Origin of the sequence: Pelagibacterium lentulum (assembly GCF_003992625.1) — a bacterium.
Classification (GTDB): domain Bacteria; phylum Pseudomonadota; class Alphaproteobacteria; order Rhizobiales; family Devosiaceae; genus Pelagibacterium; species Pelagibacterium lentulum.
In genome coordinates this window covers 268647-295124 of record NZ_RZMW01000048.1, presented here as the reverse complement: position 1 = coordinate 295124, position 26478 = coordinate 268647, and the positions used below count along the sequence as shown (strand labels likewise).

Sequence of the window (26478 nt, the reverse complement as noted above, 5' to 3'; positions counted from 1 at the left end):
CTTGTCGCTCATTGCCCCTGAGCGGCTTCTGCTGTGCATTGCTGGACCATGTCGGCGATAATGTCATTGGCTTGCGGCGAAAGTGTTTCCGCCTCAAGCAAGGCCCAAAGATCTTCGGTCTGGATGCGGTCGAGCGCGCATGAGCAATAGGCAGTGCAGTAGTCCACATAGCCGCTTGAGGCATAGCATTCGGCCTGGCAGCTCTGTGTGAAGTTTTGCGCCTGAAAGGCCGGGCCCGGATCCGTGAGCGCGGCAACGGGATAAAGCGCGGCCAACAGGATCGGCTGATGAATGAGATAAATGACGAGGCTCCAGCGCCCGGCTTTGGCAAGCCAGCCGAGGGCCCTGCCCGGCCCGACCGCAGCGAGCGCATGATCCCAGCCGCGCGCCATGCCGATCCGCGCCAGCGCCATGCCAATCAGAAAAACACCGAACCAGGGGGAAACCGGCACGAGATCTTCGGTCAGGGGCGGCACATCATATAGCCCGATCCAGCCCAGCCAGCGGCTACCGAAAACCGGATCGGCAATAGCGAGCGGCAAGGCCAGAATTACCGCTGCAACCGCAAGAATAACGACCACAGGCAAGCGCAGAAAGGCCAGTCCCAGGAGCGAAAACAGCGCGAGCGCGTGCAGCACGCCGAAAAAGACGAATGTTTCAGCCGCGAAGGCAAGCGTGCCAACGCTAACCAGAAGCGCGGCGCCTGCAAGCATGGCAAAGCGACGCCAATAGGCGCGCCAGCGTATCGCCTCGCGATGCGCCAGCATCAGCGAGATGCCCGACAGCAGCACGAAACTGCCTACAATTGCGCGCTGGAATGCGATCCAGCCCGGCTCTGCCGTCACATCGAGCGTGATGAGCAGATAGAACCGCAAATCCCAGGTGAAGTGATAGATCACCATCGCAACGATGGCGATGCCGCGCGCGACATCGAGCAATGCGATACGTGGTGCGGCGGGGCTCAGCGCCGGTTCGACGGTAGCCGGAACGCTCACGATTGCGAAGCCTTTATCCAGACCGCAGCGTCATGGAAGGCAGCACCACCGAAGGGCGGAACCGGGTCCGAGCCGATAAGCGTGTTGATGCCCCTGCCCTTGCGATGCGCCTTATGAGGATGCAGTCCCTCGGCAACCACGACACCAGGCCGGACGCCCACGAACAGTTTCAGGGTCAGTTCCACACTGCCACGATGATTGCCGATTGTGACGGCGGCACCGTCTTCGAGGTTGAGCTGTGCGGCGTCCTGCGCGTGCATCAACAGCTTTGGCTCGCCCTCGCGCTTTTTACTGCCGGGCGTTTCGATGAAGGTGGAATTGAGGAAGGTCCGGGCGGGCGATGTCGTGAGCCGGAACGGCGCATCATCGCTGACGGGCTCGTTCCAATCCACATAGTCGGCAAAGCGCGGCATTTGGGCTGGGTCACATGTCCATTGTGCGCCGCGCTTGATGCGTGCGGCTTCCCAATCGGGGGCGAAGCGATATTTGCCATCGGGCCACGCAAACCCGTCGGCAAAGCGTGCCTTTTCGTCCGGCAGCGCGCGATCGACAAAGCCGACTTTTTCGATTTCGTCGAGATCGCCATAGTCAGACCGCAGAAAGGTCTCCGCGACGAGTTCACGGTCGGTCTTTTCGGTCGCGACCGTTTCCGCGCCGACGCATTTAGCGATTTCGTTGATGACGAAATGGTTGGGGCGCGCCTCGCCCGGCGCGTCGATCAATTTGGGACCGTAAAGCACCCGTGTGTGTCCGCCGCGCGTATAATAATCGTTGTGCTCGACAAACATGGTTGCCGGCAAAACGATGTCTGCCATCATGGCGGTTTCGGTCATGAATTGCTCGTGGACGACGGTAAAGAGGTCGTCGCGCTCAAAACCCTTTCGCGTCAGGTCATGGTCGGGCGTCACCACCATCGGATTGGTGTTCTGGATCAGCAATGCCTTGACCGGAGGGCCACCCTTGAGGGCTTCGGCATCACCGTTCAAAATCGCGCCAATGCGCGAGAAATCGAGCGCACGCGCAGCACTGCCTTGCTTGCCGGTGATGGCGGATTTTTCCAAGCCCCATGCGCCGGAATTGGAATGAAACGCGCCGCCGCCACGATGCTTCCATGCCCCGATCATTGCGGGAATCGAGAGCGCGGCGTGCATATTGGTGGCGCCGTTGCGCTGGCGGGTAAACCCATAGCCCAGCCGGAAGTAGCTCTTGGGGTTTTCGCCCACCAGATGCGCGAAACCCTCGATTTCCTCGACAGACAGGCCCGTGATTTCCGCAGCCCATTGCGGCGTGCGGGACGCCAGATGGGCCTCAAAGTCTGCGGAAAAATCGGTATGGCTTGCGAGATAAGCGCGATCTGCCAACCCGTCACGCAAGAGGACGTGCATGACCGCGCAGGCCAGCGCGCCATCGCTGCCGGGCCGGATCAGCAGCGCCATATCGGCCTGCTCCATGGTCGCAGTGCGGTAAATATCGACCACCACAATCTTTGCGCCGCGTTCGCGCCGCGCGCGAACGGCGTGCGTCATCACGTTGATCTGGGTGTTGACCGGGTTGGTCCCCCAAATGACGACGCAATCGCTTTCGGCCATCTGCTCGGGATTGACGCCGGTGAGCATTCCCGTTCCCGCAATATAGCCGGACCAGGAGATCATCACGCAGATCGTGTCGTACTTGTTGGAATAGCCCTTGGCATGACGCAGCCGGTCGAGCCCATCGCGCTGAACGTGGCCCATCGTTCCAGCATAGTTATAGGGCCAAATGGCCTCGGCGCCGTATTCGGCCTCGATTTCAAGAAACCGTCTGCCGATCTCATCGAGCGCCTCATCCCATGAAATGCGCTCGAACGCCCCCTCTCCCTTCTTTCCAATGCGGCGCATGGGATAGAGCAGCCGGTCGGGGTGGTGAACGCGCTCTGCATAGCGAGCCACCTTCTCGCAGATGACACCCGCGGTATAAGGGTCATCCTTGGCGCCACGCACGCGGCCAATCGTGCGATCATCGACGATCTCGATGTCGAGCGCGCAAGTCGAGGGGCAATCGTGCGGGCAGACCGAGCGGGCGGTTCTTGCGAGAGCTGGCTTGTTCATCAGGTGGGGGCTTTCAGTGATTTGCTCCATTTTACGGTGCGGATGTCGCGCTGTCAGCCACCTACCCCATTCAAACTTTGGATGGCGGGCAGTTGCAAAACTGATTCAACCGCTTGCCGTAGCGATTCAACATGTTGTCGTATTGAATCGCCAACCGGCTGCAAGTCATTGTTTATCAAGAAAAGGCCTTGAGTCCGATAATGCCCGACACGATCAGCGCGATACAGGTAAGCCGGATCGCGGTTACGCTGTCGCCGAACAGCATAATGCCCAGAATGGCGGTTCCAACCGTGCCGATACCGGTCCAGATAGCGTAAGCTGTCCCCAGCGGCAAATCCCGCAGGGCAAGCCCAAGCAGGGCGAGCGAAAGTGCCATGCTGCCAACGGTCAGCAGCGAAGGCACAAGCCGGGTAAAGCCGTGCGTATATTTGAGGCCAACGGCCCAACCGATTTCAAGAAGTCCTGCGAAAGCTAAAACAATCCATGCCATGACGATACTCCGATAGTTGCGTTATCGGGTCGTCCCGGATCTGCCGAGTGATTGCGGGGTCGTCCCCGCAGGCAGGAGATCAGATAGCGGCGCGGGAGGCCGATTTCAAGCCGCCCACACACCCAGTTCAGTTATTTTGCAGGTTGGGTTGCCTCGATGCCACCCTTTTCCTCGTGTGGCTCGCCAAGCGGCACCTCCCGCAACAGCCAACCGACGGCGAAGGCAAGCACCCCAAGACCCGCACAGACATAAAACACCGGATGGAGCGCCATGGTATAAGCCGCGCGTACCTGTTCTAGCGCGGAGGCCGAAAGCTGGGCCAGCGATTGGGCATCGAAAGCTTGCGTCGAGCCATTGGTCACTGTCGCGACTTCATATGTCAGGCGGTTTGCAAAAAGCGCCCCAAGAACAGCGACGCCGAACGAACCGCCAATCTGGCGGAACATATTGGCGCTGGCGGTTCCGACGCCAATGACTTCACGCGGTACTGAGTTCTGGATGACGCTGACGCCGATGCTCATTGAGGGTCCGATGCCCAGACCGATCAGGCCTGTATAGGCCAGAACAAGGAATACCGGCGTACCAGACTCGATGGTCGAAAACAGAGCGGCTCCAATGGTGAGCAGCAATGCGGCAAGGATTGGCAGAATTTTATAGCGACCTGTGCGGGACATGAAACTGCCCGCCAGCGTCGAGGTTGTAATCAATCCGAGCATGAGCGGGAGCAGGCCCAGCCCGGCCTGCGTGGGTGTGAAGCCCTTGACGATCAAAAGATAGGACGGAAGGAAGGTGATCGTTCCGAACATGACCGTGCCGACGATGAACCCCATCGTGTTGCTGACGACGAACCCGTTGATGCGAAACAGGGAGAGCGGCAGGATTGGCTCCTCGGCGCGCTGTTCTGCGAAGATGAACCCGGCGAACGCAACAAAAGCGATTGCAAGGATCACAAGCGCTTGCGGCGACAGCCAGTCGATGACGGTCCCGCCAATGCTCGAATAGATGACGAGAGATGCCAATGTGGTTGCCAAGAGGCCCGCGCCAGCAAAATCGATCTTGCGTTTTGTGCGCTCACGGCGCGATTCAAAGGCAAAAGCAATGATACCTAAAACGATTAGACCAACTGGCAGATTGACGAGAAACAGCCAACGCCAGTTGAGCATTTCAACGATGATGCCGCCAACCAGTGGTCCGACCACGGTGGAAATGCCGAATGCAGCGCCGACCAGCGCCTGAGCCTTTCCCCGCTCTCGAGGCGGCAGGAAATCGGCAAATGCGGCCATCGATGTCACGATCAATCCGCCCCCGCCTATGCCCTGCAGAAAGCGGAACAGCACCAGCGAATAGAGATCCCAGGCAAAGGCTGCAGCCATCGATCCTACAAGGAAAATCAGGATTCCTGTCTGCAACATCAGCTTGCGGCCGAACATATCGCTCAACTTGCCATAGACGGGCGCGGAGATCGTGGTTGCCAGAAGATAGGCCGTGAAGGCCCAGGAAATGTGCTCTATGCCGCCCAGATCGGAAACAATTATGGGTAAAGCCGGTGTAATGATTGTCTGGCCCAAGGCGGCCACCAGCATGGTGGCGACAAGCGCTCCCATCACAAAACGCACATTTGCAGGCTGGCTGAAGCTGGATGGTTGTTGAGGCGCGGCAGGCACGAATAAACTCCGGTAGGTCGACAAGCTTGGCTTGGTCGACACGATGGATACGCATCTTCAGCCAGCCGGATCAGAAACTACGACGTCGGTATTGCTTGAAATATCTGCTCACAGCATTTATATGTCAATAGCACATATATGTGGAAAGCATTTAATTCACACAGGACGAGCGATGACCCGCGAGAGCGATATTCATGCCCTGCTCAAGAATACCGGCGCCCGCAGCGACGTTATCGATACGGTCATGCGGGTGGACGCCGTGATGCAGAACTGGCGCCGGCGCATGAACAAGCGCGAGTTGGGCCACAAGGCCATTGCGGCGCTTGGGCTCTCGATTGACATGGCGCAACTCGATACACTTCTTGCTATTGCCGCGTTGGAAAATGAATTTGGCGAAGCAGGCGAGCAAGAAAATACCGTCGGCATGGTGGCCGACAGGCTCCATATCGACCCTTCACGCGCGAGCAGACTGGTCTCGGAAATGGTTGGTCTGGGCTACGTTCTGCGCAATGCATCCCAAGCTGATTCCCGCCGCACGGTGCTTGAACTGACCGATATGGGTTGGGCCCTTGTTCACGCGGTCCTGTCCTATAAATGGCTGCTCCTGAGCGACCATTTCTCAACCTGGCGGACCGAGGAACTGGAAAAGTTCGTGCCGCTGCTGGAAAAGTTTTCCGATTGGGTTAGCGATAGCCATGAAAGTGAAACGCGCCATGCCACGGAAATTGAGGCCTTGGCCCATTCGGTTCAGTTTCCCGGCTCAGGCCGCAAGGTAGGTTGATTTCATCTACCCTTGCAGATGACCGAGAAAGGCATCGAGCGCGGCGGCGCTTTTACTGTTGTTACGCCGCTTGATTCCGATGTCCGCATAGCCGAGCGGGCATTGCGCATCAAGATCGTCCAGGATTTTCAATCCCGGCGCCAACAACCATTCCGGACCGACACCAATCCCCAAGCCATCCCTGATCGTCATGGTCATCAATGCTGCATTAGATGTGGTGAAGGCCAGCCGCCACTTGCGCCCTTCCCGCGCTAGCGAAGCAAGCGCCATTTCCCGCCAGGAACACCCATCGGACCAGGCGGCAATCGGGATCGGATCGCAATAATGCACCGTATGACCTTCCGCACCGATCCAGTGCAAGCGGTCGCTTCGCAATGGGAGAATCGCCTCATCGCCCGGACGACAGGACACGATAATGGCGTCGAGATTGTCTTCCTCGAACTGCGGTAAAAGGCGACCGCTGGTGCCGGTCACAAGTTCGACCTGCACACCCGGATGCGAGCGCGAGAAACTGGGCAGAACGCCAGGAAAAAAGGCTTGCGCATATTCGTCAATCGCGCCGATTTTGATGGAGCCTGAAATCTTTGCGGGCTGAAAAGCCTTGATCGCCTCATCATTGAGCCGCACGATAGAGGCCGCATATTCCATCAGCTTGCGCCCGTCATCGGTCAGGACATTGCGCCGCCCTTCCCGCTCGAAAAGCGATACGTCGAGAATTTCTTCCAGCCGCTTCATTTGCGCGGAAACGGTCGATTGCGTCTTGTTCACACGTTCGCCCGCCGCACCGAAACTGCCCGTCTCAGAAATGGCGAGGAAAGTGCGCAAAAAGTCAGGTTCCAAGGAAAACATCGAAGACTCCGGCCAAAACTATCAATCGTTATTCTCGATGCTTTTAACAAAAAACATTCGTTAGATCAATATTTCTACTCGTGGCAATCTCAAACCGTCAAAGGAGATTTGCCATGTTATACAAGCCAGAACACCCGCCTGCCCCTCTGCACGATCTTTTTGCCGCAAGAATGCCGGGAAGCGACATCGAGCGTCTGCGTCTTCGGGCCCGCGTGTCATTTCTCCGTCAATTGGGCGCGCAGGTCGCTAACCTGTTCAGCCTTTGGCGCGCTTCACGCGCCAAGCGCAAGTCTTTGATCCACCTTTCGGAATTGGAGGACTGGCAGCTTGACGATATAGGGTTGACGCGGGCGGACGTGCAAGAAGCCTTGGCCGACGCGGGCATCTACCGCGATACCGCGCACCCCATACAACCGCATTAAAAAGGGCCGCAGCACAGGCTGCGACCCTTCAATTTTTACTGCCGGCAGAGCCGCTTAGCCGACGATTTCTTCATCCTTGAAAAAGAACTTGATTTCTTCGGCAGCAGTTTCAGCGGCGTCCGAACCGTGGACCGAGTTTTCGCCGATCGAGAGCGCAAATTCCTTGCGAATTGTGCCGGGAGCAGCTTCAGCCGGATTGGTGGCGCCCATGACTTCGCGGTTCTTTGCGATTGCGTCTTCGCCTTCGAGAACCTGAACGACGACAGGTTCAGAGATCATGAAGTCAACGAGTTCGCCAAAGAACGGGCGTTCCTTGTGGACAGCGTAAAAGCCTTCGGCCTGCTCGCGTGTCATGTGGATACGCTTGGAAGCAACAACACGCAGACCTGCTTCTTCAAACTTGGCAATGATCTTACCGGTCAGATTGCGCTTGGTTGCGTCCGGCTTGATGATCGAGAATGTACGCTGAATGGCCATTTGGCTTTTATTTCCCTGATTGGTCTTGTTTGGAAAGGTGGCGCCTTTTAGCGTCCCTCCTTGAAGGTTGCAAGACAACCTATTGCGCTCCGCAACCGGGAGCGGTACTCACCCCCTCATGCTTGCGATCAATAACCTGCACTATAAAATTGCTGGCCGCCCACTGTTCGATGGAGCCTCGGTGACTTTGCCCACGGGAGCGAAGGCAGGTTTTGTCGGCAAGAACGGGTCGGGCAAAACGACGCTATTTCAGTTGATCCAGGGATTTTTGAGCCCTGAACAAGGCTCCATCGATCTGGCAAAACGCGCTCGCATCGGGGCTGTCGCGCAGGAAGCGCCGGCCAGCGACATGAGCGTATTGGATATGGTGCTGTCGGCTGATATCGAGCGCACAGCGCTTATGGCGGAAGCGGAAACAGCGACCGATCCGCACAGGATTGCGGAAATTCACACGCGGCTTGCCGATATCGATGCCCATACTGCCGAAGGTCGCGCAAGCGCCATCCTCAAGGGGCTGGGCTTTGCGCTCGACCGCCAGAATGGGCCGTGCAAGGAGCTTTCGGGTGGTTGGCGGATGCGCGTTGCGCTGGCGGGCGTTCTGTTTTCCAAGCCCGACCTGCTGCTGCTCGACGAACCGACCAACTATCTCGACCTCGAAGGCACGTTGTGGTTGGAACGCTATCTGGCTACCTATCCTTATACCGTTTTCATGATCTCCCACGACCGCGACCTGCTCAATAAGGCCGTGGATTCGATCATCCATCTCGAACGCGGCAAGCTGACCTTTTACAAGGGCGCGTATGATACGTTCGAGGAAACGCGCCGAATGCAGATGGAGTTGCAGAATAAGGCGCGTGAAAAGACATTGGCCCAGATCGAGCACATGCAGAAGTTTGTGGACCGATTCCGTTACAAGGCTACAAAGGCCAAACAGGCGCAATCGCGGCTCAAGGCCATTGCCAAGCTCCGTCCGCCCGAAGCGCTGTTTGACGAATATTCGGCACCTTTCAGCTTCCAGCAGCCGCAAAAGACCCAAGCGTCCCCTATGCTGGCCTTCGACAATGTTGAGGTGGGTTATGGAGAAACGCCTGTGCTGCGCCGGATTACCGGACGCATAGACCCTGAGGACAGAATTGCGTTGGTTGGGGTCAACGGTAATGGCAAGTCAACATTTGCGAAGCTGATCGCAGGCGACCTCAAGCCAATGGGCGGCAAGATGCAAAAAGGCAAAACGCTGGACGTCGCTTTTTTCGCCCAGCATCAGCTCGATAAACTCAAGCCCGAGCAAACGCCCTACGAGCATGTGATCGATCTCATGCCGCTTGAAAGCGAGGCAAAACGGCGTAGTCGTGTTGCACAGATGGGACTTTCGACCACCCGCATGGACACCAAGGCAAAAGACCTCTCGGGCGGCGAGCGCGCACGCCTGCTCATGGGGCTGATTACCTTCGGCGGTCCGGGTATGCTCATTCTCGACGAGCCCACCAACCATCTGGACATCGATAGCCGTGACGCTCTGGTACACGCACTTAACGAGTACAAGGGCGCCGTGCTCATCATCAGTCACGACCGCCACCTTATCGAAGCAACCTGCGACTCCATCTGGATTGCGGAAAATGGCACGATCAGCGTTTACGACGACGATCTCGATGCCTATCAGCGGGCAATCACCAGTTCATCGAACGGTGCGCAATCAGGTGGCGGCGGCTCGAATGGGGCCAGCGCCGACCGCAAGCGCGAGCGTCAGGAAGCGGCGGCGCGCCGGGCCGAACTGGCGCCGCTGCGCAAGGAAATCAAGGCCATTGAGCAGAAGCTGGACTGGAAGCGCAAGGACCTCGAAAAGATCGATATCCAGCTTGCCGATCCCGCCCTTTACACCGCCCACCCCGACAAGGCGATAGCGCTGGGCATCGACAAGGGCAAACTTGAAGCGGTGATCGAAGAACTGGAAGAGGCCTGGCTGGAAAAAAGCGCCGAATACGAAGAGGCGGAACGCGCAAGTGCTTGACGCGCCAAGGCCCTTGGCGTTTTCTGCCATTGACTTTGTTTGCGTAAATTGGGGGTCAGATGAAAATCCCGGCACGTCTTGCTGTTGCATTGCTTGGCGCTTTTGGCCTCGCAGCGCCGGCAGTCAGCCAGCAGTTGACCAATGCCCAGCGTGAGGCCGCCGTCGAATTTACGCTCAACAATACATGGCACGTGATGCTGCACGAGATCGGGCATCTGTTTGTCGATCAGTTCCAGCTTCCGGTTCTCGGCAAGGAAGAAGATGCGGTCGATGCCCTGGCAACGCTTATCATTCTCGAAGAAGACGGATTGAACGCGCAAACCATTCTGGCCGACACAATTGATGGTTGGCTTTATGCGGAACGCGAACGCCCGACCCGCGGCTATACCAATTCGGATTTTTATGGTGAGCATAGCCTCGACATACAGCGGTCATTCTCCCTTGCCTGTTTGATGGTGGGGTCCGATTTCGACGCCTATACCCGCCATGCCACGCGGGTTGGGCTTCCCATAGACCGGCAGATATCCTGCGCGGACGATTTCGAGTTGGCCAGCCGAAGCTGGAAGCAGGTTCTTGCGCCCCATAAAAGGGTCGATGCTTATGGCGCCAAGGTCGAGGTTGAATATCTGCACCACGATCGCGAGTACGAGGACATTGTGCATATCCTCAAGCAGAGCCGGATTCTGGAGCGGGCAGCCGATTGGGTGACAAAAACCCACGTCATTGTTGAACCCGTTCTGATCACGGCCGAGCATTGTGGAGAGGTCAATGCCTTCTTCATCCCGTCCGATCAGCACATTATGCTTTGCTATGAATGGGCCGGGCACTTTTACGACATGTTTGTCGAAACCATCATGCCCGAGCGTGAGCATTTTGCGAATATGGCGCGGCTGAAACGCGAGAAGATGGCGCGTTAGAGCCGGGTTTTGATTCTATCAAAACCCGGCTCTAAGTCTTTGTTTTGTCGCGTGCCCGAACCGCAAAACCGTTTCCACCCTCGGATCAAGTCCGAGGGCATGCTTTTGCTGGACACGCTCTAGCTAAACCCCATGTAGCGGCCAGGCTTGTGATTGAGAATGATCACAAGGCTTAGCGTGAAAGCACCAATGATCGACATAATAACCCGGTCAAAGGGCAGCACGAAGAACGCGGCGATGAGAATGCAGAAATCGACCCCCAACTGGAAATAGCCCGCTGGGATCTTGTGGTTGTCCTGCAAGTAAAGAGCCAAAATATTGACCCCGCCAAGGCTCGCGCGATGCCTGAACATCGCAAGGATACCCATACCCATCAGGGCGCCGCCGGCAATAGCGGCAAAGAGCGGATTGATACCTGAAATATCGAGCCAGCCGGGCATCAGCGCTGGATAGATCGAAACCAAACCCACCGCGAAAAACGTCTTGAGCGTGAATGGCCAGCCCATACGCATGAACGCCAGAATGTAGAACGGTGCATTGACGATGGAAAAGACGATGCCAAATGGCAGGCCAGTGGCATATTGAACCAGAAGCGCAAGGCCCGCGGTACTGCCGGTCGCAAGCTGGGCTTCGGAATAAAAAGTGACACCCAGCCCGACAAATAACGTGCCGAGCAGGATCGCAAGCACGTCTTCCTGCGGCGTATGCTTTACGGTCGCTTCGGGAAATTTCATCGCATAACGCCCTACCAAATGCAGACGATCATGCCTTCTTGCTCCACCGGCCGTTCTCGTCTTGCTGCCAATAGGTCAGCATATATGTATCTTTTAGTTGCCGCCAGATACCGCGCGCTTCAGTTACAGCGTCGGGATCGTGTCCGTTGAACATGTAAACGAAACGCTCATAGCCATCCGATTGCCGGGGCACCGCACGATCGACGAAGAATCGAACTTGCGCCGCATTGGGATTCTCCGCGCCAGTGGTAAGAAGGACTGGTTGGCCAGCATCTTGGTGGTTGCCCGACACCACCCCATGAGGCAAAAAACTGTCGTCGGCATATGTCCAGAGCGCCGCATCGAGTGCTTCGAGTCTTTCAGAACTGCCCACTTCCACCACCGCCTTCCAGCCGCGCTGCAGTGTCTTTTCCAGCAACACGGGCAGAACCGCCTCAAGCGGGCGCGTTTCAAGGTGATAAAACAGCAGTTCCGTTGTCATTTCGTTTGCCTCACGGATCGTATTGCCTGTTGCGCAACGCTAATCTCTGCACAACAGGCTGATCCTCCGGCGGGGCAGCGAAAACATTCGCCGAGGTCCTCGCAAATGGTTCGTCCAAAATGCCTCAACGCCCATACCGCCTGTTGCGCGACGCTATCCCTCATAGTTGTCGCGAACAAAACGATCCAGAACGGCAACGCCAAAGCCGCTGGCCCAGGACGTATTGGTTTCGCTGGCCGGACCACCAAAAGCCGCGCCTGCGATATCAAGATGCGCCCAGGGAACATCATTGACGAAATGCGCGAGAAAATGAGCGGCTATACTCGACCCCGCATTGCGGCCGCCGGAGTTCTTGATATCGGCGAACCGGCTTTCGATGAGTTTTTCGTATGCGGACGCCATGGGCAATCGCCAGAGCTTTTCGCCGCTGGCCTGCCCTGCCGCAAGTAATTGGTCGGCCAGAGCATCGGTATTTGAAAACAGGCCCGCGTGATCGTGGGCCAACGCAACAAGGATAGCCCCGGTCAGCGTTGCCAGGTCGATCATGGCCTTGGGCTTGAAACGATCCTGCGTGTACCAGAGCGCATCGGCAAGCACGAGACGCCCTTCGGCATCGGTATTGATGATTTCGATGGTCTTGCCCGACATCGAAGTGACAATATCGCCGGGGCGGTACGCCTTGCCGTCGGGCATGTTTTCGACAAGGCCGATCACACCAACGGCGTTGACCTTGGCCTTGCGCATTGCAAGCGCCTTCATCAGCCCCGTCACGGCCGCCGCGCCACCCATATCGCCTTTCATGTCTTCCATCGAAGCTGACGGCTTGATGGAAATGCCGCCGGTGTCGAAAATCACGCCCTTGCCGACAAAGGCGAGGGGCGCATCGCCCTTTTTGCCACCCTGCCATTGCATGATGACAAGCCTTGCCGGACGCTCGGAACCCTGCCCCACCGCCAGCAAAGCGCCCATTCCATGCTCGGCCATTTCCGCAGGAGTGAGAACTTCAACCGAAATCCCGAAATCGGAGAGCCGGCTTGCAACGCCGGCAAACTCAACAGGGCCGAGTGTATTGGGGGGTTCATTGACCAGATTGCGCGCAAGGATCGTGCCTTCAACAACGGCGTTGCGCTCACCAAGCGCTGTTTCGATACCATTGATATCAGGGACATGCAGCGTGATGGAAACCGCCATGGGCTTGTCGCCGTTCTTGTCAGCGCCGTTGGTCCGATATTTATCGAACTTGTAATGCCGCAAGCGCAATCCCGCAGCCAGTTCCGCAATCCGCGCAGCATCAAGACCGGGTTCGTCGAGAACCACCTCAATCTTTGCGGCATTAAGTCCTTCAAGCTTTGCCATGAGAGAACCGCCACGATCAGACCATACCGTCAGATCGACCCCGGTTTCCTTGCCCCGGCCCAGAACGACAAGCCGATCACAATCAAGCCCTTCTGGCGCAACGATATCGATCATATGGCCAGCTTTGCCGGTAAAGCCCGTGGAGCGCGAAATCCTGGCGAAATCTCTACCTGTTTTTTCCCAGATGGTTTTAGCAGAGCCGTCCGGCAGGCCGTCCTGCTCAACATAGATGACGATTGTGCCGGTTTCTTGAGGCAGGCTATCGGAAACCTCGATGGTCAGATTCTGTGGCATAAATTACTCCAATCGTCATAAACGCCGCGCAAAGTCCGTGTAGGACGCGGCCTTGGAAAGAGATAACCACTGGCTCGCCAAGGTCAATTGCCCAGCAACGCAATTCGGAGCGCCACCTCCTTTTGTCCAAGATTGTTTGTGGCTTGAAGCTTTTGCGCGCTTTTGTGTGGATGCCCGTTGGGCTAAAAGAGTTTCGCATTTTCCGTTTCCCGCTCAGGTTCCGCATGCCTCGACTGTCGCGATATCTTCAGAAGCAGTTTTTCGCGCAGGCCCTGACGATTTTTGCAGCTGGCGCGCTGCTGATCTGGCTCATGCAGCTTCTGCGGCTTTTCGACATCGTATCCGCAAAGGGGCAGAATTTTTTCACGCTCATGGGGCAAAGTGCGCTGACCACGCCAACCTTTGCCCGTTCGATTCTCTATGTGTGTTTCGCCATTGGGTTGGCGCGTGCGTTTCGCGCCATGCAGGCGTCGCGCGAATTGCACACCATTCACGCCGCCCAGCGTACTGGAGCGCAATGGCATGCCGTGGCGGTTTTCACAGTGGTTGCCATGGCCTCTGTTGGATTGGTTGCGCATTGGATCGAGCCGAAAACACGTCAAACGTCTGCGGAATGGTCCGCAGAAATTGCCGCGGACCTCGTCGGCCAAGCGCTGATTCCCGGCCGGTTTTCAGAGGTTGAGAACGGTCTTATCTTCTCAATTGCCGACCGGCGACCGGACGGTACGCTTGTCGAGTTCTTCTTCGATGATACAACCAATGCCGATACAAGACGGACCTACTTCGCTGAGACAGCGCGCGTGTTCGAGGACGAAGCGGGATTTCAGCTCATCCTTTATAACGGTGCGATCCAGTATGAAGGCTCGGCGCGCCAGTCTTTGTCCCAGATCCGCTTTACCCAGTATCATATTTCGCTTTCGAGCCTTATCGAAGCGGCGGGCCCGGACACCGGGCTTGAGCAGATCGACAGCATTACTCTGATAGGCGATCTGCTCAATGACGCGATTTCGCGCCCTGACAGTGCAGTCAATGTCTTGCATGGCCGTTTTGCCGATATGCTCCGCGCCGTCGCGCTCTGCGTCTTTGCCGCAGCCGTATGCGGCTTTCCCGACGGCCGGCGGCGGAGCCGAAAATTCCCTATCGAATTGGGTATCCTAATGGTTGCTTTCGGGGAGCAGGCCATCAGTGCCTTTGCTGGCGGGGGGGCCTTTCATTACGTTCCGCCAAGCGTATTGCTGCTGTTTTCGCTGCTGCTGTTGTGGCGCAAAGCCGCGAGGGCGAGCTTGTTCCCTTCTATTGGGAGGCAGACGGCATGAGCAAAATCGGCCGCCTTCTCTGTGTTCGTCTGGCAAGCAGGATCGGGCTGGTTGTCGGCATATTGTTTGGCATCCTGCTGCTTGTCGAATTCCTCGATACCTGGCGTTTCGGGCTGACCGCCGATGTGGCTGGCCCTTGGGTCGCGACCTGGCTTGCGGTTCTCAGCGCGGTGCGCTGGAGCCTTCTTGCATTGCCTGTGACAACGACTATCGGCGCCATCGTGGGCCTGATCGACCTTCATTCGCATCGCGAGATGGTCATCATCAGCGCAACGGGCCGCTCGATATGGTCGACGCTCAAATGGCCGTTGGCGATGGTGATTCTGTCCGGCGTTGTGGTTGTCACCATTGCCGACAGTGTAGCAATCCGCATTTACCAGCAACTCGATGCCGCCGAAATCGGATGGGGGCGCGCCTATTCGCTGGGCGACCGCGCTGTCTGGTATAATCAGAGCGGGGATGACGGGCGCTATGTCATTTACGCGCGAACGGCGCTGGGCGGTGGTGCTGAGTTGCGCGAAGTTTCCATATTCCGCTTGCTCGACTCGGGGGCGCGCGGCGCACGCATCCATGCAGAATCGGCGACGCTGCAGGACGAAGCGTGGCTATTGCGAAGCGGCACTATCCTCGATGTCGACCAACCCGCCCGCCCATTCGACAGCTATCTGATTGCCACAGATGCAACATTGTCCGAGTTGGGACTTCAAGTTGGCACCGCCGAGGATATGAGTTGGTTCGATCTGCGTGAACTATTGCAGCATGGCGTGACCGATCCATTTGCCAAAGCTGCGGCAGAAACGCGTTTTCAAAAACTCAATGCCCTTCCTGCCCTTTTAAGCGGTTCTCTGCTGATTGCCTTTGCCTTTACCTCGGGTTATCGAAGAGCGGGGCATTATGGCTGGACGATAATTGCGGGCATTGGCCTGGGACTGTTGGTTTTTATGATTACGGAGATGGCGGACAGGGCTGGTTCCGCTGGCGTATTAAGTCCGATAATAGCGGCATGGGCCCCTGCCCTTACCGCTATTATCATAGGCTTATCTGTAATCTTGCGTAAGGAAGATGGGCGCGTTTGATGGGCAAACCCTGCCTGCGGCCTAGGATGGCTGGTTATAAGGGGGCATTGGCAAGCGTGCTGGTCGCGCTTGGGCTTTTCGCGACTCCGGTATCCGCCCAATCGATTCTTCCACCTGACTTTTTCGATCGCATTCCCCCCGCCGCTGGCCGCGACATGGCCGTCGCCGCCGATGCGATGATCTTCAACCAGGCCAACGATACCGTCGTTGCCACCGGCAATGTCGGCATCGCGTTTGAGGGCTACAGCGCGACGGCAGATAGAGCCATCTATTATCAGCGCTCAGGCCGGGTGGAACTTATCGGCAACGTTGCTTTCACGGACCCGGATGGCGTGCGGTATGTCGCCGACCGGATCGAACTCGAAGATTCGTTCCGGGACGGGTTCTTGCAGGCGCTGACGGTCGAATTTCCCGACGGCGCGCGCTTTACCGCAGCCGATGCCAATTTCGATGAGGGCTTGCAGCGCATCTATCGCGAGGGGATTTATGCCCCCTGTGGCGAATGTATCGGCACGCATGGCGGGCCAATCGGCTGGAAAGTGCGCGCGACTACAATCATTACCGATGGCGGCGAGCAAACCATTAATTTCGAGCAGCCGGTGCTTGAGTTCCTTGGAGTCTCTGTCGCCTGGCTGCCATGGCTGACACTGCCGACCGACGAGGACCTCGAGTTTCCGGTATTCAGCTACAAGGACGAATACGGCTATTCGCTCTCCTTCCCGTTTTTCCGGCATAGCATAGCCGGCGGGAATCTGCTGTTCACGCCTACAGTATTTTCGCGCCAGGGGCTCATGCTCGGACTGGACTGGCGGCATCGTGCCGGGCCGGTCAGTTATCGGGTCAGAACGTCCGGTATTTATCAGCTCGATCCGGGCGCTTTCGGGGGGCTTGGGGATCGTGAATTCCGTGGGGCTTTGCAGACCAATGGCAGTTTCCGCCCAACGTCCGAATGGCTTGTCGGGTGGTCGGCCCATACATTTACCGATCCGGGCTATCTGCGCGACTACAATCACGAATCGCGCGACAACCTGCGCAACGAAATCTATGCACAATATCTGACACCGGAAAGCTATGCCGACATCCGGGTGCAGCAGCATGTGCGTCTTACCGATGACAACGAATGGAGCACCTGGGATGATTATCACGGGCGCCTCGAACAGGATGGGCTGACCCATCCCAATGCCGTTGGCGAGCACAATATCGATCTCGATGACGACATGGGCCGGGTCACGCTTTCGGGCAGATTGCTTGGCCTCACGCGACTGCAAGACCATCAATATCATGGCTTTGTAGGTGGGTATGCCGGGCGATCGGTCCATGCGATGGCGCAAGCAGGCTGGACAAACCAATACATCACCGGGGGTGCAGCAATTTCGCCCTATCTCGGACTGCGGGGCGACCTTGCAACATATGCTGGGGAGAGCACCCTGCCCGGCGCGCCAGAAGATCAGACCCTCTTCAGCGCAACGCCCATTGCAGCGCTTGACGTCCGTTATCCGTTGAGGGCCCGTACAAGCGGAGCCACACATATTATCGAACCGATTGCACAGGTGGTTTATCGCGGATCGAACGAAAGCATCGTAGGCATCGTCAACAATGATTCCCACAGCTCAACCTTCGATACCTCCAGCCTTTTTGATTTCAACCGGTTTTCAGGCGCCGACAGGCAGGAAACCGGGTTGCGGACCAATGTCGGTTTCGCCCTGCAAACCAGCTTCGACAACGGGGCCTGGCTGAGTGCGAGCATCGGGCAATCCTTCCATCTTGCGGGCACCAATGCCTTTGGCGTTGAAGACGGGACGGCCGCTGGCCTTGGCGGTGGGCTGGACGATGACGCTTCCTATATCGTTGCGAGCCTCGAAGGTGCAATCAATCCCTTCCTGAGCGGGGGCATACGGGCGCAATTTGACCCTGAAACCGGCGACATTCCCACGACAAACGCCCGACTGACCGCCTCTCGAGACGGTTATGCCGTGACTGGCAGCTATGCCTGGGCAGACGCAAATCCCGATTTGGGCGTAACAGAGGAACGCCACGACATCGGGGCGGAATTCACCGTTCCGCTTATGGATTACTGGCGCGTCCGGACCGGTGCGCGCTGGGACCTGACCAATGCAGAGTTGCTCAGAACAACCGCAGCAATAGAATATGATGACAGATTTCTTGCCTTTGGCCTCGGTACACGCTTTAACGGTCCCGTTGAGAACTGGGGCGATGACTTCCGGGTTGAATTGAGTCTCCGGCTCAGTACAGCGGGAGAGCGCAATATCGTCGACTTCGGCTATAGCTGGAATAATGACTAGCTGAATTTGGCCGCAATTTTGTATAAGACGGATGCAAGACAATCGCTTGCGTCAGGGAGCACACAATCATGACACGTGGTATTGCCATTAAGAGCCTTGCGATCTGGCTCGGCCTGAGCCTGATGCTCGTGGCCGCGCAGGTGCAGGCGCAGACCGTGCGCGTTTCCGTTAACGGCATCGCCATCACCGATCAGCAAATCAGCGCCCGCGCTGCATTGCTGCAATTGGAAGGCCGTGGCGCCAATAATGCTGCCCGCACACAGATGGCAACCGACGAACTCATCGAAGATACGATAAAGCTCGCCGAAGCCGAACGCCTTGGCATCAGCGTTTCAAGTTCGCAGGTGGATAATGCGGTATCCTCGATCGCATCCAACATGCGCGTGAGCGTTTCCAACCTCAACACCATTCTGACCCAGAACGGCGTTAATCCGGAAACGCTTCGCAATCGGCTGCGGGCCGCGATTGCCTGGCAGAACATCGTTCAGCAAGCTATTTCGCCGCGCGTACAGATCTCGGAACTGGACCTGGACCTGCAGGCCGCACAACAGGTACAGGAAACGACGAGCTTCGATTACATCCTCAAGGAAGTTCTGTTCGTCATTCCACAAGGGTCCGGTCAGAGCGCGTCTCGCAGGACTGCTGAGGCAAACCAATATCGCGCAAGTTTTGCTGGTTGCGATACGGCTGTCGATCTGGTTCTAAACTACAACGACGCTGCCGTCCGCGACATTGGCCGCCGCCACGCAACGCAATTGTCCGATGCCATGGCGACCGAACTTGCTTCGCTGACCGTTGGCCAACTTACCCGCCCGCGCGTCGTCGAAAACGGCGTTTCCATGTACGCCGTTTGCGAAAAGGCCGAAGCGCGTGACCTGACTTTCATTAAGCAGGATCTGCGTCAGGAAGCCGGCACCGAAGCACTGCAGACCGAAGCCCGGAACTATCTCGAGCGCCTGAAGTCGAGCGCCGCCATCATCCGCCGCTAGTCCATGGCAGATTACAGCGCCCTGCCCCTCGCCCTGACCATGGGCGAGCCGGCAGGGATCGGCCCGGACCTCATCCTGAACCTTTATGCAAACCGGCAGGCCAATAACCTGCCGGTCTTTGCTGTCTATGGACATAGGGGCTTCCTGGCCGCGCGTGCCGCACGTCTGGGGCTGTCGTTGGCGATTGAAACGGTGGCGCCGGAAGAGATAACGGACACATTCGGCCGGGCACTGCCCGTTATCGACATTGCCGGAACCGTCGACGATACGCCGGGACAAGCCAATCCTGCGGCGGCGCCGGTGGTCATCGGCGCAATTGAGCGCGCTGTCGAACATTGCCTGAGCGGCAAGACTCGTGGACTGGTGACAGCTCCGATCAACAAGGCTGCCCTCTATAGCGCCGGTTTTACCCATCCCGGCCATACCGAATTTCTGGCGGCACTGTGCGCGCGGGATGGTGTAGCGCCCCTGCCCGTCATGATGCTGGCGCACGAGCATTATCGCGCCGTACCGCTGACCATCCATATTCCGCTGGCCGACGTACCAGCGGCCATCAGCAAGCGATCTATTGCCGATAGTGTGCGCGTTATCGATGCCGACCTAAAATCACGCTTTGGCATTGCACACCCAAAGATCGCCGTTACCGGGCTCAACCCCCATGCCGGCGAGGACGGCACGATAGGCCGCGAAGAAATCGAAATAATCATCCCTGCGCTTGAAGCACTGCGCGCCGAAGGACTGGACATTGCAGGTCCGCTTCCGGCAGATACGGTTTTTCATCCGCCCCATTGGGCACAATATGACGTCATAGTTGCCATGTATCATGATCAGGCGCTGATCCCGATTAAAACGATCGCATTCGATGCCGGGGTCAATGTCACGCTCGGCCTACCGATTATCCGCACCTCACCCGACCACGGGACGGCTTACGGGTTGGCGGGCACCGGCAAGGCGTCACCTGCTTCGCTTCTGGCAGCGATCCGGCTTGCGGACACAATCGCATGATCGATAGCCTCCCTCCCCTGCGCGAAGTGATTTCCGAGCACGGCCTACGGGCAAAAAAGGAATTGGGGCAGAATTTCCTGCTCGATCTCAATCTCACTAGCCGTATTGCGCGCATTCCCGGCGATCTTGGCGAGGCGACAGTGATAGAAGTCGGGCCAGGGCCCGGTGGCCTGACGCGCGCGCTTTTGGCTGCTGGCGCCAAAAAAGTCATTGCCATTGAGCGGGACGAACGCACCCTACCCGCGCTTGCGCAAATTGCCGCTGCCTATCCGGGCAAGCTGGAGGTGATTTCAGCGGATGCACTGGAGGTCGATTACCGGCGATTGGCCGAGGGCGATACCAAGATCGTTGCCAACCTGCCCTACAATATTGCAACGCCTCTGCTTACCGGATGGCTCTCCCATGAGCCATGGCCCTCATGGTTCTCGTCGCTGACGCTGATGTTTCAAAAGGAAGTGGCCGAGCGGATCGTCGCGACGCCCAAAGACAAGGCCTATGGACGGCTGGGCGTACTTTGTGGCTGGCGTACGACCGCGCGCATTGCCTTTCACCTCGATCGCAATGCCTTCACGCCGCCACCCAAGGTGACATCATCGGTGGTGCATTTGCTGCCCAAGCACGTTGAGGCCGATGTTCCGGTGCGCGCGCTGGAGGAAGTTACGCGTCACGCCTTCGGGCAGCGGCGCAAGATGATCCGCCAGAGCCTCAAGGGTATTGGGGTGCCGTTAGAGCCGCTTTTCGCTGCTGTAGGGCTTGATGGCCAGGAGCGGGCTGAAACGCTGCCCGTTGCAACCTATATTGCGCTGGCGCGGGAAGTGGCGCGGCTGCGCGCTTGAGTTGGACGCGCTTTAATTGAGCGCGTCGATCTGCGCTTGCAGTTCGGTGACAAATTCGGGCAGCTTGACCTGCCGTTCGCGCTCCAGCCTCGCGCTCGCAAGAATCGAGCGGACCTGCTGGACAGATTGTTCCAGATCTTCATTGACGATGACGAAATCGTATTCGCCATAGTGCTGCATCTCTGTCCGCGCGTTGCGCAAGCGTTTCTCGATGGTGCCAACGCTGTCCTGTGCCCGTCGCTCAAGCCGTGCGCGCAATTCGTCGATCGAGGGTGGCAGAATGAAAACCGTCACCATATCCTTGCGGCATCTTTCATAAAGCTGCAGGGTGCCCTGATAATCGATGTCGAACAGAATATCGTTGCCGGCCGCAAGCTCCTGCTCAACCTTGGCGCGCGGCGTGCCATAATAGTTTCCGTGCACTTCCGCCCATTCGAGCAGTTCATCATTGTCCCGCATTTTCTCAAATTCGGGTACATCAATGAAGAAATAATGCGTCCCGTGGATTTCATCGGTCCGCTTGGCGCGCGTTGTCACCGAAACCGAGAGCTTGATATTGGGGTCCTGCGCAAAAAGCGCGCGCGAGATGGACGACTTTCCCGCCCCTGACGGCGATGCAATGACCAGCATGACGCCACGGCGCGCGAAATCCATGCTCTTTACTCCAGATTCTGAACCTGTTCCCGTAACTGATCGATCACGGCCTTAAGGTCAAGGCCGATTGCCGTCAGGCCCACATCATTGCTCTTTGAGCACAGTGTATTGGCCTCGCGGTTAAGTTCCTGGGACAGAAAATCGAGTTTACGACCAATGGGACCACCTGCTGCCAACAGCGCGCGCGCCGCGCGGACATGGGCATGAAGCCGATCGATTTCCTCGCGAATATCCGCCTTGGTGGCCAACAGCATGGCCTCCTGATGCAGCCGGTCTTCATTGAGAGTCGTGCCGGCCTCAGCCAGCAGGGTCAATTGCTCGCGCAGACGCGCAAGAATGGCCTCGCGCGACCGGCCTGGATGGTTCTCAGCCTGCTCGGTCAGTGCCTCGATTTCATCGAGCCTTTGAGCCAGCAAAGCGCCAATGCGCTGCCCCTCGATCTCACGGGAGGCCACAAGGCCATCGAGCGCCACCGAAACGCAATCAGTGACCGCTTTGTTCAGTGCTGCCTCTGCGTCAGGTGAAAGCGCTGACTCGCGCGTGTCGAGTACGCCTTTCAGTGCAAGGATGTTTTCAATTGACGGTTTTTTGCCATCCAGCCGATCACTGAGCGTGTCGATCATCGAAAGGATCGCATCCAGCGCTCGTTCATTGACCACGATCTCGGTGTTGGCCATATCGCGCTGAACATTGAGATAGACCGAGACCGAGCCGCGAGTGATCTTGCTATTTACAATCTGGCGCAATTGAGATTCCAGCGGTTCAAAGCCAGGAGAAAGGCGCGCCCGCATATCGAAGCCACGGCCGTTAACCGATTTGACTTCACAGAGAATCTGGGTCTCGCCGGCCTGGCCAGATGCGCGCCCGAAACCGGTCATACTGGCCAGCGGCTTACTCATCTATACTCTCAATCTTGTTGTTCTTCGTCACCGGAAACGCCGGCTTCTTCAGCTTCCGCCTGTGCAATTTCGTCCATGGCAGCCTGCGCCTCGGCCTCGGCCCGCGCTGCTGCAGCTTCCCGCTCGATCTGGCGATAGGCCGCAACATTGCGCTGATGTTCGGCATAGGTCTCTGCAAAGACGTGCCCCATAGACGGCACGGCACCTGCCGCCACGAAGTACAGATAGTCGTGTTCTTCGGGATTGGCGACCGCCCGCAGCGATTCAATGCCGGGATTGGCGATCGGCGTCGGCGGCAATCCATCGATCTGATACGTATTGTAAGGCGTCGCTTCATCAATTTCGGACCGGCGCAGGCCGCGTCCCAGGGAGCCCTGCCCCAGCGTGATACCGTAGATGATCGTGGGGTCCGATTGCAACCGCATGCCAATGCGCAAGCGATTAATGAACACACCGGCGACCTGCGGACGCTCGGAGGCGAGCCCGGTTTCCCGCTCCACAATGGAGGCCAGGATCACAAGTTCTTCTGGCGTGGAAATCGGCAAATCGGGGTCCCTGCTTTCCCAGACCTCATTTTTGGCGCGCTCCATAGCAGCGCTCATCTGTTCGATGATGCTCTGACGGCTATCGCCACGACGATAAGAGTAAGTGCCAGGAAGCAAACTGCCTTCAGCCGGCAATTGCGTAATGGTGCCAGTAAGATTCTCATCTGCGTTGACACGTTCTACTACCTGCCACGAAGTGAACCCTTCAGGCACAGTGACGCCCCATTGAATCGGCGTTCCATCGGCCAATTCGCGCAGGATGTCGGACATCGACGAATGCGCGGCGATATTAAACTCGCCAGCCTTGATGTCCGTATCGCGCCGTAAAGCAACCGCCCCGAAACGGAAGATATAGGCGTTGGAAATCAGCCCTTGCTCTTCAAGGCGGTTGGCGACAGTAACAAGAGCATTGCCGGGCTCAACAAGGAATGTCGTATCTTCATCGATCGGGCCGCTCGAATTAAAGCTGGCAACACCATAAATGAAAATGCCGCCAGCTATTACGAGAACAAGCAAAACGAGCGAAAGAAGGCCATTTATAGCCTCAACAAAGCCATTCCCGGAGCGTCTCTGCTTCCGCTTTGATTTCTTGTCAGCCATGCGGTTCTAATTTCCACCCAGAAGTCGATATCTCTTGTCGCGATCAGCTCTGCCAATCCGGTCACGCCCGATTCACCGGCGCGCCAAGCAGAGCCATATGGTCCAAGAATTCTGGCAAAGACAAGGTGGAATTGCCAGGCTTTCGCGGGAAACATCCAGTTTTCCGCAAAAGTCCGATCACTTTACCTTGCGAAAAATCAACGAAGCGTTCGTCCCGCCAAATCCGAACGAATTGGACAAGGCAACATTGATTTCCTTTGCAACTGGCTTGTGCGGAGCCAGATTGATCGCAGTTTCCACCGATGGATTGTCGAGGTTGATCGTTGGCGGCGCGGTATTGTCGCGCATGGCCAGAAGCGAGAAGATGGCTTCAACCGCACCGGCGGCGCCCAGCAGATGGCCAACTGCCGATTTTGTGGAACTCATCACCGCATTGGAAGCTGCGTCGCCTAAAAGCCGTGTCACCGCGCCAAGTTCAATCTCGTCGCCAAGCGGCGTGGAAGTGCCGTGGGCATTGATATAGTCGATTTCAGCCGGCGCAATTCCTGCCCGCTTGATCGCTGCCGACATGGAACGAAAACCGCCATTGCCATCTTCGGCTGGTGCAGTGATGTGATGAGCATCGCCAGATAGCCCGTAGCCTATAACTTCGCCGTAAATATGCGCGCCACGTGCCTTGGCGTGCTCGTATTCTTCGAGAATGACAACGCCGGCACCCTCGCCCATGACGAAGCCATCGCGGTCTTTATCATACGGCCGGGAGCCCTTTTCCGGCGCGTCGTTGAAGCCGGTCGAGAGCGCGCGGCAGGCCGCAAAGCCTGCAAGCGAAAGCCGGTTAACCGGAGATTCCGCGCCACCGGCAACCATTACGTCAGCATCGTCGAGGGCAATCAAGCGCGCCGCGTCGCCGATGGCATGCGCTCCGGTCGAACAGGCGGTCACGACCGAATGGTTGGGACCCTTAAGGCCATGCTCGATGGAAACATAACCGGAGGCTAGATTGATAAGACGTCCGGGAATAAAGAAGGGGCTGATCCGGCGCGGCCCTTTTTCATTGAGCACGATCGAGGCATCGTAGATGCCACCGATCCCACCAATACCGGAGCCGATCAGAACGCCTGCGCGCTCCTGCTGCTCAAGAGTCCTGGCTTCATAGCCAGAATCCCTGAGAGCCTGGGTCGCTGCCGCCATCGCATATACGATGAACGGATCGACCTTGCGCTGCTCTTTGGCTTCCATCCAGTCGTCGGGATTGAATTTTCCCTCCGATGTATCGCCCATGGGGATACGGCAGGCGATCTGACATGGCAGATCGTCTACCTGGAAATCGGTGACGCGCTGAGCGCCACTCTTTGAAGCCAGAATGTTGGCCCAAACGGTCTCGTGTCCCACGCCCAGAGGGCTTACGATGCCGAGACCGGTTACAACAACGCGGCGCAAGGTCATATCAGATGACTATTCGGTCGCCTTGGAAAGGAACGCAACGGCATCGCCGAAGGTCTGGATCGACTCGGCTGCGTCATCGGGAATTTCAACGCCGAATTCTTCTTCAAAGGCCATCACGAGTTCGACCTGATCGAGCGAATCTGCACCCAGATCGTCCATGAAGCTGGCCTTCTCGGTGACTTTTTCGGCTTCGACGTTCAGGTGCTCCACAACGATCTTACGGACGCGATCTGCGATGTCGCTCATATTGACTTCCCTTTTTGCAGACTAACTATGTTTGTTACAGGCATTGCTCTGGCAAGGAACCGAATCAGAGAAACGATCCACATTGCAATGTGAAAAGGATTGGCTCCGCTAGGTTTCCCGCCCCTTCCGGCCACAATGTGCCGGGGCAATTATCACACTTTGTTGTTCATGACCATATCGCCAATGCGGCAGTGTGCAAGCCTTTTTAACGATTAGATCATAACCATCCCACCATTGACGTTGAGCGTATGGCCAGTGATGTAGCCTGCTCCATCGCTTGCCAGAAATACGGTTGCGGCCGCGATTTCCTCTGCGGAGCCCAACCGGCCGGCCGGAACCTTCTGCAAAATCGTTTCACGCTGCTTTTCATTGAGTTCATCGGTCATGGCGGAGCCGATAAAGCCGGGCGCGATGGTGTTGACCGTGATGCCGCGGCTGGCGACTTCATAAGCAAGCGACTTGCTCATCCCGGCCAGCCCGGCCTTGGATGCTGCGTAGTTAGCCTGCCCCGGATTACCGACGACGCCAACGACCGAACTTATCGAAATAACTCGGCCGAAGCGGCGCTTCATCATGCCTTTGATGGCCGAGCGGGTAAGGTGAAAGGGTGCGGTGAGGTTGATCTTGAGAACATCGTCCCATTCCTCGTCCTTCATGCGCATGAAGATATTGTCGCGGGTCATGCCGGCATTGTTGATGAGAATATCGACGCCACCCATGACCTCTTCGGCCTGCGGCACCAGACGTTCCACGGCATCGAGATCGGAAAGGTTGCAGGGCAGAATATGGGTCTGCCCGGAAATCTCCTTGGCGACATCTTCGAGGGCCCCAACGCGGGTTCCGCTGAGTGCGACGGTTGCGCCTTGCGCCGCGAGCGCCTTTGCAATGGCGCTACCGATGCCGCCGCTGGCGCCGGTTACCAGTGCCCTTTTACCAGAGAGATCGAACATTTTGCCGTTCCTTTCGGTGGATTGTGTCGCCGACAGCGCAAACCAACAAGGGCGCTTG

At 57.4% G+C, this 26478-nt stretch carries 25 protein-coding genes; 10 read left to right on the top strand and 15 right to left on the bottom strand.

Annotated elements, in window-relative coordinates:
• Positions 1-8 precede the first annotated feature (8 nt).
• The 4 genes from EO133_RS19890 to EO133_RS19875 form a co-directional block, all read right to left on the bottom strand.
• Positions 9-995 (bottom strand): heparan-alpha-glucosaminide N-acetyltransferase, encoded by a 987-nt coding sequence (locus EO133_RS19890; RefSeq protein ID WP_127074382.1) that lies wholly within the window; start codon positions 993-995, stop codon positions 9-11.
• A complete protein-coding gene (locus EO133_RS19885; RefSeq protein WP_127074381.1) occupies positions 992-3082 on the bottom strand; it encodes a molybdopterin-containing oxidoreductase family protein in 2091 nt (696 codons plus the stop codon). Before EO133_RS19885 ends, EO133_RS19890 begins: the two co-directional genes overlap by 4 nt.
• Positions 3083-3257: 175 nt before the next feature.
• Positions 3258-3572: a quaternary ammonium compound efflux SMR transporter SugE gene (gene sugE, locus EO133_RS19880; protein WP_127074380.1), complete on the bottom strand. Its 315-nt coding sequence runs from the start codon at positions 3570-3572 to the stop codon at positions 3258-3260.
• Between the two features lie 131 nt (positions 3573-3703).
• Positions 3704-5236, bottom strand: a complete 1533-nt coding sequence (locus EO133_RS19875; protein WP_244640756.1) for a DHA2 family efflux MFS transporter permease subunit — start codon at positions 5234-5236, stop codon at positions 3704-3706.
• 172 nt (positions 5237-5408) lie between these two features.
• On the opposite strand from EO133_RS19875, the gene EO133_RS19870 reads away from it, so the two are divergent.
• Positions 5409-6017, top strand: coding sequence for a MarR family winged helix-turn-helix transcriptional regulator (locus tag EO133_RS19870; RefSeq protein ID WP_164735113.1), 609 nt, complete (start codon positions 5409-5411; stop codon positions 6015-6017).
• A 6-nt stretch (positions 6018-6023) separates the two neighbouring features.
• On the opposite strand, the gene EO133_RS19865 is transcribed toward EO133_RS19870, so the two are convergent.
• Positions 6024-6866 carry a LysR family transcriptional regulator gene (locus tag EO133_RS19865; protein ID WP_127074378.1) on the bottom strand — a complete coding sequence of 281 codons (843 nt, stop codon included), beginning with the start codon at positions 6864-6866 and terminating at the stop codon, positions 6024-6026.
• Positions 6867-6979: 113 nt separating this feature from the next.
• Between EO133_RS19865 and EO133_RS19860 the strand changes: the two genes are divergently transcribed.
• The gene (locus EO133_RS19860) at positions 6980-7288 is read left to right on the top strand and encodes a DUF1127 domain-containing protein (protein WP_127074377.1); all 309 of its coding nucleotides are present in this window, start codon (positions 6980-6982) and stop codon (positions 7286-7288) included.
• Between the two features lie 54 nt (positions 7289-7342).
• Here EO133_RS19860 and ndk read toward each other — a convergent pair whose 3' ends face one another.
• Positions 7343-7765, bottom strand: a complete 423-nt coding sequence (ndk, locus tag EO133_RS19855) for a nucleoside-diphosphate kinase (protein WP_127074376.1) — start codon at positions 7763-7765, stop codon at positions 7343-7345.
• A gap of 118 nt (positions 7766-7883) precedes the next feature.
• Between ndk and EO133_RS19850 the strand changes: the two genes are divergently transcribed.
• On the top strand, positions 7884-9773 hold the full coding sequence (locus EO133_RS19850; RefSeq protein ID WP_127074375.1) for an ABC-F family ATP-binding cassette domain-containing protein: 1890 nt from the start codon (positions 7884-7886) through the stop codon (positions 9771-9773).
• 59 nt (positions 9774-9832) lie between these two features.
• Positions 9833-10690, top strand: coding sequence for a DUF4344 domain-containing metallopeptidase (locus EO133_RS19845; protein WP_127074374.1), 858 nt, complete (start codon positions 9833-9835; stop codon positions 10688-10690).
• A 119-nt stretch (positions 10691-10809) separates the two neighbouring features.
• Here the strand turns inward: EO133_RS19845 and EO133_RS19840 are convergent, their stop codons facing one another.
• From EO133_RS19840 to EO133_RS19830, 3 genes are all read right to left on the bottom strand, one after another.
• Entirely contained in the window at positions 10810-11424 is a 615-nt protein-coding gene (locus EO133_RS19840) for a YitT family protein (RefSeq protein ID WP_127074373.1), read from the bottom strand.
• Between the two features lie 28 nt (positions 11425-11452).
• Entirely contained in the window at positions 11453-11905 is a 453-nt protein-coding gene (locus tag EO133_RS19835; RefSeq protein WP_127074372.1) for a DNA polymerase III subunit chi, read from the bottom strand.
• 153 nt (positions 11906-12058) lie between these two features.
• On the bottom strand, positions 12059-13555 hold the full coding sequence (locus EO133_RS19830; RefSeq protein ID WP_127074371.1) for a leucyl aminopeptidase: 1497 nt from the start codon (positions 13553-13555) through the stop codon (positions 12059-12061).
• Between the two features lie 224 nt (positions 13556-13779).
• Between EO133_RS19830 and EO133_RS19825 the strand changes: the two genes are divergently transcribed.
• The 6 genes from EO133_RS19825 (at position 13780) to rsmA (ending at position 21080) form a co-directional block, all read left to right on the top strand.
• Positions 13780-14871 carry an LptF/LptG family permease gene (locus EO133_RS19825; protein ID WP_164735112.1) on the top strand — a complete coding sequence of 364 codons (1092 nt, stop codon included), beginning with the start codon at positions 13780-13782 and terminating at the stop codon, positions 14869-14871.
• Positions 14868-15947, top strand: coding sequence for an LptF/LptG family permease (locus tag EO133_RS19820; RefSeq protein ID WP_127074369.1), 1080 nt, complete (start codon positions 14868-14870; stop codon positions 15945-15947). Before EO133_RS19825 ends, EO133_RS19820 begins: the two co-directional genes overlap by 4 nt.
• 26 nt (positions 15948-15973) lie before the next feature.
• Positions 15974-18250 (top strand): LPS-assembly protein LptD, encoded by a 2277-nt coding sequence (locus EO133_RS19815; protein WP_164735111.1) that lies wholly within the window; start codon positions 15974-15976, stop codon positions 18248-18250.
• A 68-nt stretch (positions 18251-18318) separates the two neighbouring features.
• Positions 18319-19239: a peptidylprolyl isomerase gene (locus tag EO133_RS19810; protein WP_127074367.1), complete on the top strand. Its 921-nt coding sequence runs from the start codon at positions 18319-18321 to the stop codon at positions 19237-19239.
• A gap of 3 nt (positions 19240-19242) precedes the next feature.
• The gene (gene pdxA, locus EO133_RS19805; RefSeq protein ID WP_127074366.1) at positions 19243-20244 is read left to right on the top strand and encodes a 4-hydroxythreonine-4-phosphate dehydrogenase PdxA; all 1002 of its coding nucleotides are present in this window, start codon (positions 19243-19245) and stop codon (positions 20242-20244) included.
• Positions 20241-21080 carry a 16S rRNA (adenine(1518)-N(6)/adenine(1519)-N(6))-dimethyltransferase RsmA gene (gene rsmA / locus EO133_RS19800; protein ID WP_127074365.1) on the top strand — a complete coding sequence of 280 codons (840 nt, stop codon included), beginning with the start codon at positions 20241-20243 and terminating at the stop codon, positions 21078-21080. Before pdxA ends, rsmA begins: the two co-directional genes overlap by 4 nt.
• Before the next feature lie 12 nt (positions 21081-21092).
• On the opposite strand, the gene gmk is transcribed toward rsmA, so the two are convergent.
• The 6 genes from gmk to fabG all read right to left on the bottom strand — a co-directional run bounded on the left by gmk (position 21093) and on the right by fabG (position 26420).
• A complete protein-coding gene (gene gmk, locus EO133_RS19795) occupies positions 21093-21734 on the bottom strand; it encodes a guanylate kinase (protein WP_127074364.1) in 642 nt (213 codons plus the stop codon).
• Positions 21735-21739: 5 nt separating this feature from the next.
• A complete protein-coding gene (locus EO133_RS19790) occupies positions 21740-22633 on the bottom strand; it encodes a YicC/YloC family endoribonuclease (protein ID WP_127074363.1) in 894 nt (297 codons plus the stop codon).
• Positions 22634-22641: 8 nt separating this feature from the next.
• Complete coding sequence (gene mltG, locus EO133_RS19785; protein ID WP_127074362.1) at positions 22642-23778, bottom strand: endolytic transglycosylase MltG; 1137 nt, start codon at positions 23776-23778, stop codon at positions 22642-22644.
• 177 nt (positions 23779-23955) lie between these two features.
• Positions 23956-25218, bottom strand: a complete 1263-nt coding sequence (gene fabF / locus EO133_RS19780; protein ID WP_127074416.1) for a beta-ketoacyl-ACP synthase II — start codon at positions 25216-25218, stop codon at positions 23956-23958.
• Positions 25219-25233: 15 nt separating this feature from the next.
• Positions 25234-25470: an acyl carrier protein gene (locus tag EO133_RS19775; protein WP_127074361.1), complete on the bottom strand. Its 237-nt coding sequence runs from the start codon at positions 25468-25470 to the stop codon at positions 25234-25236.
• A gap of 212 nt (positions 25471-25682) precedes the next feature.
• Positions 25683-26420 (bottom strand): 3-oxoacyl-[acyl-carrier-protein] reductase, encoded by a 738-nt coding sequence (gene fabG, locus EO133_RS19770; protein WP_127074360.1) that lies wholly within the window; start codon positions 26418-26420, stop codon positions 25683-25685.
• Positions 26421-26478 lie beyond the last annotated feature (58 nt).